Genomic DNA, 14,548 nt, shown 5'->3' on the forward strand with positions numbered 1-14,548 from the left:
TTGACACCCGGCGCGATCTGGGATTACCTAATGAACATTCGGTAAATAAAGCTGGAGGCAATGACGCATGGTTGAAACAACCCTCTCCGGTGCATCGCACCACATCCTGACGAACGACTACGCGTCCGAGTGGATGGGCATCGAGGTGCTCAAGGTCGACGACGGCCACGCCACCATCCGCATGCACCTCCGCCAGGAAATGCTCAACGGCTTCGGCATGGCCCACGGCGGAATGATCTTCGCCTTCGGCGACACAGCCTTCGCACTGGCCTGCAACCCGGCCAACCCCACGCCCGAGGAAGCCGCCACCATCACGGTGGCATCCGGCGTCGACATCAACTTCATCAAGCCGGCGTTCCAAGGCCAGGTGATCACCGCCGTCGCAAACCGCCGCGCGAGTACCGGCCGAAGCGGCCTGTACGACATCCAGATCTACGCGGCCGCCCCCTCCGCTGACGCCGAGCCCGGCGCCGCCACCGATTCCGAGCCCGGTGAACTCATTGCAGAGTTCCGTGGCCGCAGCCGCACCATCTCCAAGAAGTAGGAAAACCATGACGCAGAACACCGTGGCAGCACCAGACGTTCCCGCCTCCAAAGCCAGCGCCCCCGTGCTGGACCGTGAAGAAACCATCTCCCGCGACGAACTCGAAGCCCTCCAGCTCACCCGCCTCCAGCACACCGTGGCGTACGCCTACGATCGCGTGCCGCTGTACAAGCGCAAGTTCGACGAAGCCGGAGTGCACCCCTCGGACCTCCGCGAGCTAAGCGACCTGGGCAAGTTCCCCTACACCACCAAGGAAGACCTGCGCCTGGAATACCCCTTCGGGATGTTCGCGGTCCCCCAGGACCAGATCGCACGTATCCACGCCAGCTCCGGTACCACCGGGCGCCCCACAGTGGTCGGTTACACCAAAAACGACCTCGCCAACTGGGCAACTTTGGTGGCACGGTCCTTCCGCGCCTCCGGCGTACGCCCGGGCATGAAGGTCCACAACGCCTACGGCTACGGCCTGTTCACCGGCGGCCTGGGCGCACACGCTGGCGCTGAAGCCCTCGGCTGCACGGTCATCCCCATGTCCGGAGGCCAAACCGAACGCCAGATCCAGCTCATCCAGGACTTCAAGCCGGACGCGATCCTCGCCACCCCCACCTACCTGCTGACCATCGCCGACGCCATGGCGCACCAGGGCATCGACCCCACCTCCACCTCGCTCAAGTACGCAGTGTTGGGTGCCGAGCCGTGGACCGAAGAGATGCGGCACGAGCTCGAAGTCACCATGAACATCAAAGCCTCCGACATCTACGGCCTCTCCGAGGTCATGGGCCCCGGCGTCGCAGGCGAAGCCGTCGAAACACAGGACGGCTGCCACATCTGGGAGGACCACTTCCGCCCCGAAATCATCGATCCGTTCGACCACACGCGCGTGCTTGGGGATGGCGAACCGGGCGAGTTGGTATTCACCTCGCTCACCAAGGAAGCCCTGCCGATCATCCGGTACCGCACCAAGGACCTCACCCGCCTCCTCCCCGGCACGGCCCGACCCGCACACCGGCGCATGGGCCGCATCACCGGCCGCAGCGACGACATGATCATCCTCCGTGGCGTGAACCTCTTCCCGTCGCAGATCGAGGAAATCGCCCTGCGCATCCCCGAGCTGAGCCCACACTTCCAGCTGGAAATCACCCGGCCCGAAGGCAAGCGCATGGACTCGCTCACGGTCCGCATTGAGCGCCGCGAGTCCGTCACCGCCGAGGCCAGTACGACGGCGGCCCGCACCTTGCGTGAGCAGATCAAGATCCACATCGGCTCGTCTTGCGTGGTGGACGTTGTAGAGCCCGGTTCCCTGGAGCGATCCAACGGCAAGCTGCGCCGCATCTACGACCTGCGTCCCAAGGGCTAATCCGCTTCGTTGGCGGAGATCGTGAGAAAATGCCAGCATGCCTACTGAGACCACCACCAAGCGCGGACGGCCCGGCTACGACCAGCAGTCGGTGCTCCGCATCGCCGTCGACGTCTTCAACCGGCACGGCTACGACGCAACGTCCATGGGCATCCTGGCTGAAAACCTCGGGATATCGAAGTCCGCCATCTACCACCACGTGCCGTCCAAGGGCGATCTGCTGAAGCTCGCCCTGGACCACGCACTGGGCGGGCTGGAGGCGATCCTTGAGGAGCCTTCTGCCACGTCAGGGCCTGCCGACGCTCGGCTGGAGTTTGTGCTGCGGCAGACCATCGCCGTGCTGGTGGACCGGCTGCCCTTCGTTACCTTGCTGCTGCGCCTGCGGGGCAACACGGAGATCGAACGGGACGCTTTGGAACGCCGGCGTGCCTTCGACCACAAAGTGGCTGCCCTGATCTCCGCTGCCCGCGAAGACGGCTCGCTTCGGCAGGACATCGATCCCCGCACTGTGACCAGGCTCTTGTTCGGCACCATCAACTCGATCGTGGAGTGGTACAAGCCCGGCGGCTCGCTGTCCCCGGAGAAGCTCGCGGACGACCTGATCACCATGGCCTTCGAGGGCCTCCACACGGCCTCCTGACCCTCACTCACATCCCACCCCCTTCCGGCCAACCCTCGCTCACAACCCATCCCTTCCAGCCAACCCTCACTCACAACCCACCCCCGTCCGGCCAACCCTCACTCACAACCCACCCCCGTCCGGCCAACCCTCACTCACAACCCACCCCCACGGCGCCCGACGACGGCGGCTGGCTGCGGTCGTTGTGCAGGAGCGTTTGCCCTCAACACGGCGGAATGTGAGAGAGCGTTGCTTATCCACAGCGGTCAGGACGGCCTCCGGCCAACCCTCACTCACATCCCACCCCCTTCCGGCCAACCCTCACTCACATCCCACCCCCTTCCGGCCAACCCTCACTCACATCCCACCCCCTTCCGGCCAACCCTCACGCACGTCCCACCCCCTTGGTGCCCGACGATGGCGGCTGGCTGCCGTCGTCGTGCACGAGCGTTTGCCCTCAACACGGCGGAATGTGAGAGAGCGTTGCTTCTCCTCAGCGGTCAGGACGGCCTCCGGCTAACCCTCACGCACGTCCCACCCCCACGGCGCCCGACGACGGCGGCTGGCTGCGGTCGTTGTGCAGGAGCGTTTGCCCTCAACACGGCGGAATGTGAGAGAGCGTTGCTTCTCCACAGCGGTCAGGACGGCCTCCGGCCAACCCTCACTCACATCCCACCCCCTTCAAGCGCCCGACGGCGGTAGCCGAGTGACGTCGTCGTGCCCTTCCGCTTTAAAACCAAAACGCTTCCGCGCACTCAGGCGTGGAAGCGTTTTGGTTAGGTGCTGGAGCGTTTGCCCTCAACACGCCGGGATGTGAGGGAGGGTTACTTCTCCACGAGGGTGAGGACGTCGTAGGTCGCCACTATTTCGTCGTTCTGGTTGGTCAGCACGGCATCCCAGGCCACCTCGCCGTACTCGTCGGTCTCGCGAGGGGTGATCTTCTTGGCCGTGAGGGTCACACGGATCGAGTCCCCGGCAGCAACCGGCGTGATGAAGCGCAGGTTCTCCAGCCCGTAGTTGGCTAGGACGGGACCCGGCGCGGGCTCGACGAACAGCCCTGCAGCCCAGCTCAGCAGCAGGTAGCCGTGGGCCACGATGCCCGGGAAGAAGGGGTTCGCCTCGGCGGCTTCCTGGTTTGTGTGGGCGTAGAAGGTGTCGCCCGTGGAGTTCGCGAAAGCGGTGATGTCTTCCAGCTTGACCTCGCGCAGCTCCGAGCGCACCGCATCTCCAATGCGGAGGGACGCCAACGACTTCCGGAACGGGTGCTCGCTTTCAGTTTCCACGGTGAAGTTGCGGTCGGCCCCCGTGTGCCACACACCCGTAACGGCCGTGAGCATGTTGGGCGACCCCTGGAGTGCAGTGCGCTGCATGTGGTGCAGGACCGAGCGGATGCCACCCAGTTCCTCGCCACCGCCGGCGCGGCCCGGTCCACCGTGAACCAGGTGCGGCACGGGCGAACCGTGGCCTGTGGAAGAGCGCGCGTCTTCGCGGTTGAGCATGTGCACGCGGCCGTGGTGGGCAGCAATTCCCAGCACCAGCTCCTGCGCCACAGCGGGATCGTTGGTGCATACCGATGCCACCAGCGAGCCCGATCCCTTGGCAGCCAGGCGGATCGCATCGGGCAGGTCCGAGTAGCCGATCACCGATGAAACCGGCCCGAAGGCTTCAAGCGAGTGCACTTCCTCAGCTTCCGCGTCGGCCCATCTCAGGAGGACCGGAGACATGAAAGCGCCGTCTTCCACAACTCCCACGGCGCCCCCAACCGAGGTGACCGACGGCGAATCGAGAGATCCGTACGCGAGTTCCCCACCGGCGTCGAGCATTGACTGAACAGCAGCGCGAACATCGGCGAGCTGATCAAGTGACGCCAGCGCGCCCATGGTGACGCCTTCCGCGCGAGGGTCGCCGACCACTACGCGTTCGTTGATGCGGGTGCCGACGGCGGCAGCTACGTCAGCGGTCAGGGCCTGCGGAACGATGATGCGGCGGATCGCGGTGCACTTCTGACCCGCCTTGACGGTCATCTCGGTAACGACGGCTTTGATGAAAGCCTCAAATTCCGGAGTTCCGGGCACGGCGTCAGGGCCGAGGATGGCAGCGTTGAGCGAGTCGGTTTCGGACGTGAAACGGACGCCGCCCTGAACCACGTTCGGGTGGGACTTTAGCGACTTGGCCGTGGACGCAGAACCCGTGAAAGAGACGAGGTCGCGGTAGTCGAGTTCGTCCAGGAGCGTGCGGGCCGAACCTGAAATCAGCTGGAGCGCACCGGCGGGCAGGATGCCGGATTCGATGATGGCCCGTACAGCAGCCTCAGCCACATACCCGGTGGGAGTCGCAGGCTTGACGATGGTGGGCACACCGGCCAGGAACGACGGCGCGAACTTCTCCAACATGCCCCAGACCGGGAAGTTGAAGGCGTTGATCTGCACGGCCACGCCAGGAATGCGTGTGTAGATGTGCTCGGCCACGAACGAACCGTCCTTGGAGAGCGTCTCCATGGGGCCGTCCACGATCACCTGCGAGTTGGGCAGCTCGCGCCGGCCCTTGGAACCGAACGTGAAGAGGACGCCAATGCCGCCGTCGATGTCGATCATGTTGTCGATCTTGGTGGCGCCGGACTGCAGCGACGAGGCGTACAGTTCCTCGCGGCGCCCGTTGAGGTACATGGCAAGCTCTTTGAGCTTGAGCGCGCGCTGGTGGAAAGTCAGCTTCCCGAGTTCAGTTTGGCCAGTGGTTCGGCCGAAATGTACGACGGCGGCCAGGTCCAGCCCGTCGGTGCTCACGTTGGCCAGGACTTCACCTGTGCTGGCATCGCGGACGGGGACTTTCTTCGCGTCGGGCGCCGGGGTCCACCAGGCATCCTGGACGTAGCTGGGGACGGTTGCAACGGCTGTGGTTTCCGGGGCGACTGCTGTAGTGGTCATCGTCGACGGGTCCTTCCAAGGCACATGAAAGCGGCACGGTCATTGCTGACTGGTGCCAACATTACTGACCGGCCGTTCGGTAATATATACAGGGTACATGAATGCCCGGCAGAGTACAGCAGGAATTTTCTTTCAGCGACGCCTGGGTACGGCGAAGGGCCGGCTCCACTGCTCGCGGAACCGGCCCTCCTTGGTCATGCCTATGCGGCTAGATGGAGCCGAACTTGGTGTTGTAGCGGAACATGAATGCCGCCATCGCATCCCTGTTCACCGGCTGCAACGGACGGAACGACTTGGTGTTTCCCGCCTCAGCCCAGCCTGTGGAAATTCCCTGCGCCGCAAGCCACGTGATCTCCTTGTAAAACTGGGCCGTGGTAGGCAGGTCGACGAACGGTGAAACCTTGGGTGCCGTGAACTCCGGCTCCCCGGCCAACCGATACATGAACGCCGCCATCGCGTCGCGGTTCACCGGCTGCAAGGGCCTGTATGTCTTCGACTTGTCAGCCTCTTCCCAACCCGTGGAGATGCCCTTGTCCGCGAGCCACGTGATCTCCTTGAAGAACTGCGCACCCACGGGCAGGTCCTTGAACGGCGACACAGCAGGCGCCGTGAAAGCAGGCTTCCCCGACAAGCGGTACATGAACGCAGCCATCGCGTCACGGTTCACCGGGGTCAGAGGCTGATACGTCCTGGACCCATCGCCCGCCTGCCAACCCGTGGAAATACCTTTATCAGCCAACCACTGAATCTCGTCCTGGAACTGCGCGCCCAGCGGAACGTCGTCGAAACCCTGCTTCCCTTCCGTTGCCGTGGCATAACTCAAAGTACCAATATCGGTGTTCTGCCCGACGACAGTAGAGATCGAACGCGCGTTAGCCGCATTGGTCACATTGCCAGAGAAAATCGGGCCCGACTCCGCACCCTCCTCAGCAGAGACAAAATACAGACCCGTCGTCAGACCCGTAACCTTGAACGTCCCATCAGCCATTGAGTAGTCAAAACGAGTGACCAACGAGCCATCCTTGGTATAAACGTTGATCCGCGCGTTCGCCAAGGGACGGCCTTGGGAGTCCAGTACCTTGCCTGTGAATGTGCCGCCCGCACGTACCGTCGCGTTGATGTTTGATACGGCTTGTCCGGCCTGCGCCGTCACCAATGTAGCGCCCGCAGTACCGCTGGATTCAGGAAGGTCCTTGTACGACTGAGCCTCGTATGAGGAAACGAAGTCAGGGTCGCGGTTGAACTGGATCCTGTATGAACCCGGCAACAGATTCCGAATGGAGTAGGTGGTCTGGGAAGTCTCCATCACCGTCGACGCTGCCACGGTCCCGTCCTGCATGACTGCGGTGATGCTCATGCCCGAGCCGCTCATGGTCGGTCCCGGAGCTGGCTGACCCGAGACGGAACCTGAGACGCTCGCAGCAGCGACCGCGGAATCCGTAACGCCGGTGAGTTGTTGCCCAGCCGCGACCGACACCCAAGGAGACTTGTCGGCAACGGCGAACGCACCGTGCCACATGTTTGCCCATTTCTGGTTGTTGGTGCGGAAATGGAGCTTGTACTTTCCAGCTGGAAGCCCGCCAACGGTATATCTTCCGTCCGCACCGATGAATGCTGTGCTGACAAAGTTGTTCTTGGTGAAGTCAGGACCAGCTTCGACCGTGACCTGTCCGTCATAGGAACTCCCCATGGGAACGGAGACTTGCCCCGAAATCATGGCTGCTGGCTGCATTACTTGGTTGATGCCGGTCACGCCGGCACCCTCGGTAACGGGAACCAAGGTGGCCCCGTCGCGTGAAGCACCCGGGTAGTAGGTGCTCAGTACAGGTGACGGCTGCCCGTAGTGGAAAAAGGAAACCTTGTGACCGCCTGTGCCCAGGCCCCTCACCACATATGTTCCGTCGTTGTTGACGGCACCTGAATTGGTTCCGCCGGGCCCTTCAGCTATAACGGTGACGCCCGCTGGGTTTACGCCGGCGGGGACGGACACCTCCCCTGCTATCGTTCCTCCCATGGTCATCGTCTGGTTGATGCCGGTGATAGCAGAACCCGCGGTCACGGTAACGACAGTCGACTGCTCTCTGTCCCGGTTCCCATAGAAAGTGGGAAGCAACTGCATCGGGGCGGCGGTGTCTACAAATTGCAGGTTGTACTGGCCTGCCTCCAGCGCGGGGAGCAGGAACTTCCCCTCAGCATCGGCCCATACGTTCTTTTGGGTGGGCCCGGCCAATGTGGCGACCATGATTTTGGTCGCGTCTACCCCAGCGGGCACCGTGACCGTCCCCGAGATACTTCCCGTGGCTGCGGCAACTGCCGGGGATGCGAGTCCGGCAGGAAGGGCTCCGAGGAACAGAGCCGCCAATAGTGTCAGAGCGAGCCGATAACGGCCGCGCGATTTACCCTTCAAGGGTCCCCCAATATTCTTTTGAGCGTGCGAAGGGCCGCTTCGATTAGCGGCCCTTCGCTGATCATAAGGGGTTGCGCTGGAGGGGTCGATAGTGGGGGCACATGTGACGGCCGGAACGTGAGAGAGCGTCCGCCCGAAACGGCCGGAAAGTGAGAGAGCGTCGGCCCGAAACGGCCGGAACGTGAGAGAGCGTTTAGGCCCGGCCGCCGAGCCTCTTGGCAAGCAGCATGGGCTTCTTCAGGAACTCCCCCACGCTTGTCCGTGTCACCACCGTCTGGTTCAGGGCGTCGAGGCGGTCAAGGATGTGATCCAGCTTGGCTGTGGTCTCATCCAGCCGCCGCTGCTGGGCAACGATGAGTTCCTCCTGCTCGGCAAGGACCCGGGTCAGATAGAGCATGGTGCCAAGGCCGTTTTGGGCGACCTCTTCGCGAAGGTGCTCGTCACGTACCAGGGCATCGTAGCGGGCATGCTCCGCTGCTTTGGCGAAAATGCTGTTCCCATCATGGCCCGCGGACTCGGGGCGCTGTGACCAGAAGGCGAGGGGTTCGCCGTCGAGGAATCCCACCCGCGAGTGGCTCAGGACGCGCAAGTGGAACTCCCAGTCACCCACCACCGGCAGGTTTTCGTTGTAATAGCCCACGGCGTCGTGCAGGCTGCGACGGTACAGGAACGAAATCGGGACAGCGCGGTTGATCTTGAGCATGTCCGCGAGCGTTATTTGGCGCATGTTGGCCCAGAAAATCTCACGTCGGATGGGCTCAATCCTGCCGTTCACAAGCTCCTCGATGACGATTTCCGTCCGCACCATAACCCCGCTTTCGGCGGCGTGCGCGGGATCATCGAGGTAGGCCACCGTGCGGGCCAGGAAGTCGGGCGCCCAGAAATCGTCGTCGTCGTGGATCACCACGAACTCCCCCGTGCCTGCTTTCACGCCGGCGTTCGACGCCGCTTCCATGCCCACGGATTCGGCGTGGTGCAAAGTGGTGATGCGGTTCCGCTCAGCCTCGCTCCGCTGGGAGGTGAGGTGATCGACGTCGGCCGGGTCGCCGCCGTCGTTGACTATCACCAGCTCGAAGTCCCGGAAAGTCTGGCCAAAGATGTCGTCCAAAGCGCGTGCCAGGAAGGTGGGTCGGTTCTTGGTTCGCGTCACGATGGTGACGCGGGCGCCGGTAGTCATGCGGGTCCATCCAGTTGGGAGATCAGTCAACTCTGCATGGTAGCAGCGTCGGTTGCTGCCAGCTTGGCCCGTACTGTGGCCAGTTCGGATGGGGACACGCCGTTGGCTGCCAGGAAGCCGGGAGCATCGAGCCTCTTAAGGAACGCCCTCAGGCTGGCCCGCCGACGCGTCAACGTCGCTTCGAGTTCGGCCTCCGAGAGGTAGGGGTCGTGCGCATGTGGGGCCCCGTGCGTGCGATGACGCTCGTTGATACCACGGGCCGCGAGCTCATAACCGCTGATGATTTCCTCGTCGGTGTAGCCGGCCAGTCGCTGCAGCATCAGGGCGATCACGCCGCTGCGATCGCGTCCCGCCGAGCAATGGACCACCACTTTGCCAGGCGACGCCGCGATGGCTTTGAACACCGCGGCCACCTTTTCGGCGAAGAGCCGGAGGTAGTCGGCGTACTGTTCGGGATCCTTGAGATACGGGCCGAACAGCTCGCTGAAGCGGCTATGGTCCGGATCTTCCGTGGGGCAATGGACGACGGCGATACGCGCCTTCACGTCCTCGGGCACCTGGGGATCGGTGTCGCGCGAGGTCCGTTCACGATCGGCGCGCAGGTCAATCACGGTGCGGACGCCGTCGTCGAACATCTGCTGCCAACCTGCTTCGGTGACCCACTCATGGCGGCCCATCCTGTAAACGTCACCGGCGATCCGCCACGCGTTGACAACTCCGTCCCAGTGCACGCTTTCGTGAGCTGAATCCATAGAGCCAGCTAAGCACATTGGCTCGCCGGAGGTGCTACCCCCGGCGAGCCCAAGGCTACGGATTGACGGGCTGCGCCGGGACCACCGATGAGAGCAGGGCGGCGGCGTAAGCCTGGTGTCCGGCAGCGTTCGGGTGGAAGTTGGCATCCGGAAGCAGGGTCGACGGAGGCACCGGGGGCGCCAGCACGATCCACGGTTCCGGCGAATTCACTGCGTGACCAAGGAACCGCTGGGTCACATCAACAAAAACCGCCTTGGTCCGGCTGAGCTTGACGGCATCGGCGATCGCCTTATTCAGGGCATCAACAGCGGAATTCACCTGGACCTGGTTTTCCACCGGGACCACAGTGACGCCAGGGAGAACCAGGGGGCCTCGGGTCGGATCGAAAAGCCTCGGATATCCCATGACTGCAATGGCTGCCTGCGGCGCGGAAGCCCGGAGCAACGCGTATGTTCCCGCGAGCCCAAGAGTGATCGCCGGCAGCTTGGCGCGGATTCCCGCCACAGTGGCGGCACATGTGGCCGTATCGGGGCTGGCGCAGTCGCGCAGGGCGAGCAGGCTCCCGGCGTCGATGGCACCCGCAGTGATGCTCACCAATTCTGCCTTGGCCAGCGCAGATCTGCCGGTCCTGCTGAGAATCTGTTGAACCACCGACGGGGCACCGTTATAGAAAGGGCCGCCCGGAACAAGCAAAGCTCCATGGCACGCAAGATTGGCCAGCAAGGTTACCTGTCCGGTGGCTGCAACCAGATCGACGTAGCCGCCCTTGCTTTGCCAGCACCCCGGCGGGGTCGGCGCGTATAAATCCCCCGCACCCGTTCCGGCCGTGTACGAATCTCCGAGTGCCACATAGTCGGGCAGCGGCGGCGCGGCCGCCGTGGCCGGGCTGGCCGTGAAACCCAGACAAAGAGCCAGGATGGCGAGACCGCCCGCAAAAGCCGGGCGCCGCCGTCGTGCTTGATGAGTTGCCATGGTGAATCCCCTTTTTTACCGCTCGTTGGGGCTCCGGTTCCGCATGCGCGGAAGTCACGGCTCGCCCACCAGTCGGCCGCGCACCGGGGCAATGTGTTGGCTAGATTACGCCTGCGGCTGCGGAGGGAAAAGACCTTGCGTGCGCATAGTGCCGAAAGCTCACCCCTCGGCGCGGTACTTGGCCAAGCGGAACTCCAGACCATTCCGCACGGCGGGCCATTCGTGCTCCAGGATGGAGAACACCACGGTGTCGCGGAGCGCTCCATCTGCGCTGCGCGAGTGGTTCCGGAGCACGCCGTCCTGCTTTGCGCCGAGCCGGGCGATCGCCTCGCGGGATTGCTGGTTCAGCCAGTGCGTGCGGAACTCCACGGCCGGGCAACCCAGCGTTTCGAAGGCGTGCCGCAGGAGCAGCAGCTTGGAATCCGGATTGGTTCCTGTGCCGTGCGCCGACACCGCGTTCCACGTGGAGCCGATCTCGACACGGGGTGTCACGGCGTCGATGTTCATGTACGTGGTCATGCCGATGAGCCTGCCCGTGGCGTTTGAGCGCGTGGCGAACGGCAGCATGGAACCCTTTGCCTGCAGGTCCAGGCGCCGATCAATCTCGGCGGCCATACCCTCCGGAGCCGGAACCGAGGTGTACCAGAGCTTCCACAGTTCGCCGTCGCGGGCAGCATCCACCAGCCCGTCATGGTGTTCCTGGCCCAGAGGTTCCAGCGTCACGAAGTTTCCGGTCAGGGTGATGGGTTCAATTGAAGTCACCCGGCTAGCCTAACCGGCCCTGCGCACTAGTCTTTCCAGTCGAAGAAGCCCTTGCCTGACTTGCGCCCCAGCTCGCCACGCGCCACCTTGTCACGGAGGATCTGCGGCGGCGCGAAGCGATCGCCCAGCGTTGAATGCAAGTACTCGGCAATGCCCAGGCGGACATCCAGCCCCACAATGTCAGTGGTCTTCAGCGGTCCCGTGGGGTGTTTGTAGCCAAGAACCATGGCGGCATCGATGTCCTCCGCCGACGCCACGCCCTCCTCCACCATGCGCATCGCCTCCAGCGCAATCGCCACACCCAAGCGGGAGGATGCGAAGCCTGGAGCGTCATTGACGACGACGGCGGTCTTGCCGAGTGCCTCGGTCCAGCTTTTCGCCGCAACAGCCAGTTCGGGAGACGTCTTTTCGCCCAGCACCACTTCAATCAGGGTTGATGCGGGCACGGGATTGAAGAAGTGGAGCCCCACAAAATGGGTGGGCCGACGAAGCTCGTTTGCGAGGCCGGAGACGGACAGCGAGGAAGTGTTGGAGGCCAGGAATGCGTCCGCGGACAAGTGCTCCTCCACAGCCTTAAGGGCGCCGACCTTGAGTTCGTAGTCCTCCGGGACTGCTTCCACCACAAGCCCACAGTGGACGAAGGAAGCGTAGTCAGTGGAGGTGCTGAAGCGTGCCAATGCTTCCTCGGGCGTCCCCTCCAGGGTGCCGCGGGCGGCGGACTTGGCCACGGCCTCCGCCACCCGGCCCTGGGCTCCGGCGGCAGCCTCATGGTCACGCTCAACGACGATCACTGTGGCGCCCTTGGTCAGGAAGGCGTGTGCGATCCCGGCACCCATGCGGCCGCCGCCCAGGACTCCAACAACGTGCGGTAGGGCGGTAAGGTCGGTCATTTCTGGGTCCTGTCCTGCGTGGGAGCGTCTGTGTCTTGCGAAGCTTTGGCCGATTTTTTGTCGAGGAACGCCTGCATCCGGTCGAACTTGGCCTGGGACTCGAAGAGGATGCCCTGGGCGAGGGTGTCGATCAACGGGTGGGCTTCAGCCGGGGCATGGAATACGGACTTGGTGATCCGCACGGCCAAGGGGTCCTGACGACCGATCTTGTCAGCAAGGGTGTGGGCCGCGTCCATGAGCTCAGGTGCCTCGACGATGGCGGTGATGAGGTTGATCCGCAGGGCTTCCTCTGCCCGCAGGACCGCACCGGCCAGGAGAATCTCTTTGGCCTTTGGTTCACCCACGAGTTCCTTGAGCCGCCAGGTGGCGCCGGCCGCAGCCAGGATCCCCAGACCCGTCTCCGGGTTTCCGATCCGGATGCTTGGAGTGCCGATCCGGAAGTCCGCGGCGTAGGCGAGTTCGGCGCCCCCGCCCAGGCAATACCCGTCCAATGCCGCGATGACGGGCATGGGAAGTTTGGCGATGCGGGCGAAAATCGTGGAGTTGATTCCTTGGAGGGCATCGTCTCGGCGGCGTTCGCGCAGCTGGCCGATGTCAGCACCCGAGGCGAAGACGCCGTCCGTGCCGGCGATGATCAGGACCTTCGGGCTCCGTTCCAGCTCGGCGCAAACGAGGTGGAGCTCATCGACCATCTGCTGGTCGATGGCGTTGCGGACCTCGGGCCGGTTCAACAGGACGGTGAGCCGGTCTTCGCGCTCCTCGATAAGGAGGGTGGAGAAATCTTCCGGGTTCAGTGCCATTACACGCCTTCCAGCAGCATCGCAGTTCCTTGCCCGACGCCGATGCACATGGTCGCCAGGCCCAGCTTCGGTCCGGTTGTGGAAGCGAGTTCGCGCTCCATCCGGCCCAACAGGGTGATGGCAATCCGCGAGCCGCTGGAACCCAGCGGGTGTCCCAAACTGATGGCACCGCCGTCGTTGTTCACGATATCCGGGTTCAATCCGAGACGGCGCATGCTGGCCAGGGACTGCGTAGCGAAAGCCTCGTTGAGTTCCACGGCACCGAGCTTGTCCACGGTGAGGCCCGTGCGTGCCAGGATCTTTTGGGTTGCCGGCACCGGGCCGATTCCCATGATCTCCGGTTCGCAGCCCGCTGACGCGTCATCCACAATGCGGGCACGCGGCGTCAGGCCGAACTTTTTGATGGCTTCTTCAGAGGCGACGATGATGGCGGAGGCGCCGTCGTTCAGGGTGGAGGAGTTGCCGGCCGTGACCACGGAGCCGCCGGGGACCACGGGACGAAGCCCGGCAAGGACATCCATGGTGGTGCCCAGCCGGGGGCCTTCGTCCATATCCACGACTGTCTCGGATTTCCGCGTCTTGACGGTGACCGGAACGATTTCGTCCTTGAACCGGCCCCCGGCAATGGCGGCCAATGCCCGTTCGTGCGAGCGGACCGCGAAAGCGTCGGCGTCCTCACGGGAGATGTTGTCCACACGGGCCACTTCCTCGGCCGTTTCCGGCATGGAGTAGGTCATCTTGCCGTCGCGGGAGAGCTCGCCCTTGGTGAAGCGCGGGTTGGTGAAACGCCAGCCGATCGAGGTGTCGAAGATCTGGCCCGGCTTGGCGAAAGCCGTCGTCGGCTTTTCCTGGACCCAGGGCGCACGGCTCATGGACTCGACGCCACCGGCCACCACGATGTCCGCGGCACCGGATTTGATCATCTGGCCGGCCATGATGATGGCGCTCAGCCCGGAAGCGCACAGCCGGTTCACTGTGATGCCCGGGATGTGGAGGGGAAGTCCGGCCAGGATGGTCGCCATGCGTGCGACGTTGCGGTTTTCTTCACCGGCGCCGTTGGCGTTACCGAGAATCACCTCGTCAATGGTGTCAGGATCGACGCCGGCACGCGCCACTGCTTCCAGGACCACCAATGCTGCGAGGTCGTCGGGACGGACAGAGGACAGCGCCCCACCGTAGCGACCTACAGGCGTACGGGCGCCACCAACAAGAAAAGCCTCGACCATGAGAACATCCTTCGCGAAGTGAAAGGGACCGGTCGAGAATAATCTACCGACCGTTCGTTCTATAAAGATTACACGGACCGGCTGGACGGTCAACAGATGAAGACCGGCCCAACCCCG

General features: G+C 63.7%; 12 protein-coding genes. 3 read left to right on the forward strand and 9 right to left on the reverse strand.

The window, feature by feature from the left end:
• Nucleotides 1-67: 67 nt before the first annotated feature.
• From LRQ04_RS01985 to LRQ04_RS01995, 3 genes are read left to right on the forward strand one after another with little or no spacing between them, the layout of a single operon-like run.
• Nucleotides 68-544 carry a hotdog fold thioesterase gene (locus LRQ04_RS01985; protein WP_235517321.1) on the forward strand — a complete coding sequence of 159 codons (477 nt, stop codon included), beginning with the start codon at nucleotides 68-70 and terminating at the stop codon, nucleotides 542-544.
• Nucleotides 545-551: 7 nt separating this feature from the next.
• Nucleotides 552-1,901 (forward strand): phenylacetate--CoA ligase PaaK, encoded by a 1,350-nt coding sequence (paaK, locus tag LRQ04_RS01990; protein WP_235517322.1) that lies wholly within the window; start codon nucleotides 552-554, stop codon nucleotides 1,899-1,901.
• A 37-nt stretch (nucleotides 1,902-1,938) separates the two neighbouring features.
• Nucleotides 1,939-2,541: a TetR/AcrR family transcriptional regulator gene (locus tag LRQ04_RS01995; protein ID WP_235517323.1), complete on the forward strand. Its 603-nt coding sequence runs from the start codon at nucleotides 1,939-1,941 to the stop codon at nucleotides 2,539-2,541.
• Nucleotides 2,542-3,344: 803 nt separating this feature from the next.
• Here LRQ04_RS01995 and paaZ read toward each other — a convergent pair.
• The 9 genes from paaZ to LRQ04_RS02040 all read right to left on the reverse strand — a co-directional run bounded on the left by paaZ (nucleotide 3,345) and on the right by LRQ04_RS02040 (nucleotide 14,431).
• Nucleotides 3,345-5,444 (reverse strand): phenylacetic acid degradation bifunctional protein PaaZ, encoded by a 2,100-nt coding sequence (gene paaZ / locus LRQ04_RS02000; RefSeq protein ID WP_235517324.1) that lies wholly within the window; start codon nucleotides 5,442-5,444, stop codon nucleotides 3,345-3,347.
• A gap of 208 nt (nucleotides 5,445-5,652) precedes the next feature.
• Nucleotides 5,653-7,851 carry an S-layer homology domain-containing protein gene (locus LRQ04_RS02005; protein WP_235517325.1) on the reverse strand — a complete coding sequence of 733 codons (2,199 nt, stop codon included), beginning with the start codon at nucleotides 7,849-7,851 and terminating at the stop codon, nucleotides 5,653-5,655.
• Between the two features lie 193 nt (nucleotides 7,852-8,044).
• Nucleotides 8,045-9,058, reverse strand: coding sequence for a glycosyltransferase family 2 protein (locus LRQ04_RS02010; RefSeq protein ID WP_235517326.1), 1,014 nt, complete (start codon nucleotides 9,056-9,058; stop codon nucleotides 8,045-8,047).
• Nucleotides 9,055-9,780 (reverse strand): tyrosine-protein phosphatase, encoded by a 726-nt coding sequence (locus tag LRQ04_RS02015; protein WP_235517327.1) that lies wholly within the window; start codon nucleotides 9,778-9,780, stop codon nucleotides 9,055-9,057. The genes LRQ04_RS02010 and LRQ04_RS02015 overlap by 4 nt, the downstream gene beginning before the upstream one ends.
• 55 nt (nucleotides 9,781-9,835) lie before the next feature.
• Nucleotides 9,836-10,753: an SGNH/GDSL hydrolase family protein gene (locus LRQ04_RS02020; RefSeq protein WP_235517328.1), complete on the reverse strand. Its 918-nt coding sequence runs from the start codon at nucleotides 10,751-10,753 to the stop codon at nucleotides 9,836-9,838.
• A gap of 159 nt (nucleotides 10,754-10,912) precedes the next feature.
• Nucleotides 10,913-11,515, reverse strand: coding sequence for a GNAT family N-acetyltransferase (locus LRQ04_RS02025; protein WP_235517329.1), 603 nt, complete (start codon nucleotides 11,513-11,515; stop codon nucleotides 10,913-10,915).
• 26 nt (nucleotides 11,516-11,541) lie between these two features.
• A complete protein-coding gene (locus LRQ04_RS02030; protein ID WP_235517330.1) occupies nucleotides 11,542-12,405 on the reverse strand; it encodes a 3-hydroxyacyl-CoA dehydrogenase family protein in 864 nt (287 codons plus the stop codon).
• Nucleotides 12,402-13,205, reverse strand: coding sequence for an enoyl-CoA hydratase/isomerase family protein (locus tag LRQ04_RS02035; protein ID WP_235517331.1), 804 nt, complete (start codon nucleotides 13,203-13,205; stop codon nucleotides 12,402-12,404). Before LRQ04_RS02035 ends, LRQ04_RS02030 begins: the two co-directional genes overlap by 4 nt.
• Nucleotides 13,205-14,431, reverse strand: a complete 1,227-nt coding sequence (locus LRQ04_RS02040) for an acetyl-CoA C-acyltransferase (protein ID WP_235517332.1) — start codon at nucleotides 14,429-14,431, stop codon at nucleotides 13,205-13,207. Before LRQ04_RS02040 ends, LRQ04_RS02035 begins: the two co-directional genes overlap by 1 nt.
• Between the last annotated feature and the right edge of the window lie 117 nt (nucleotides 14,432-14,548).

It is taken from the genome of Paenarthrobacter sp. AR 02 (assembly GCF_021538675.1).
Lineage (GTDB): Bacteria > Actinomycetota > Actinomycetes > Actinomycetales > Micrococcaceae > Arthrobacter.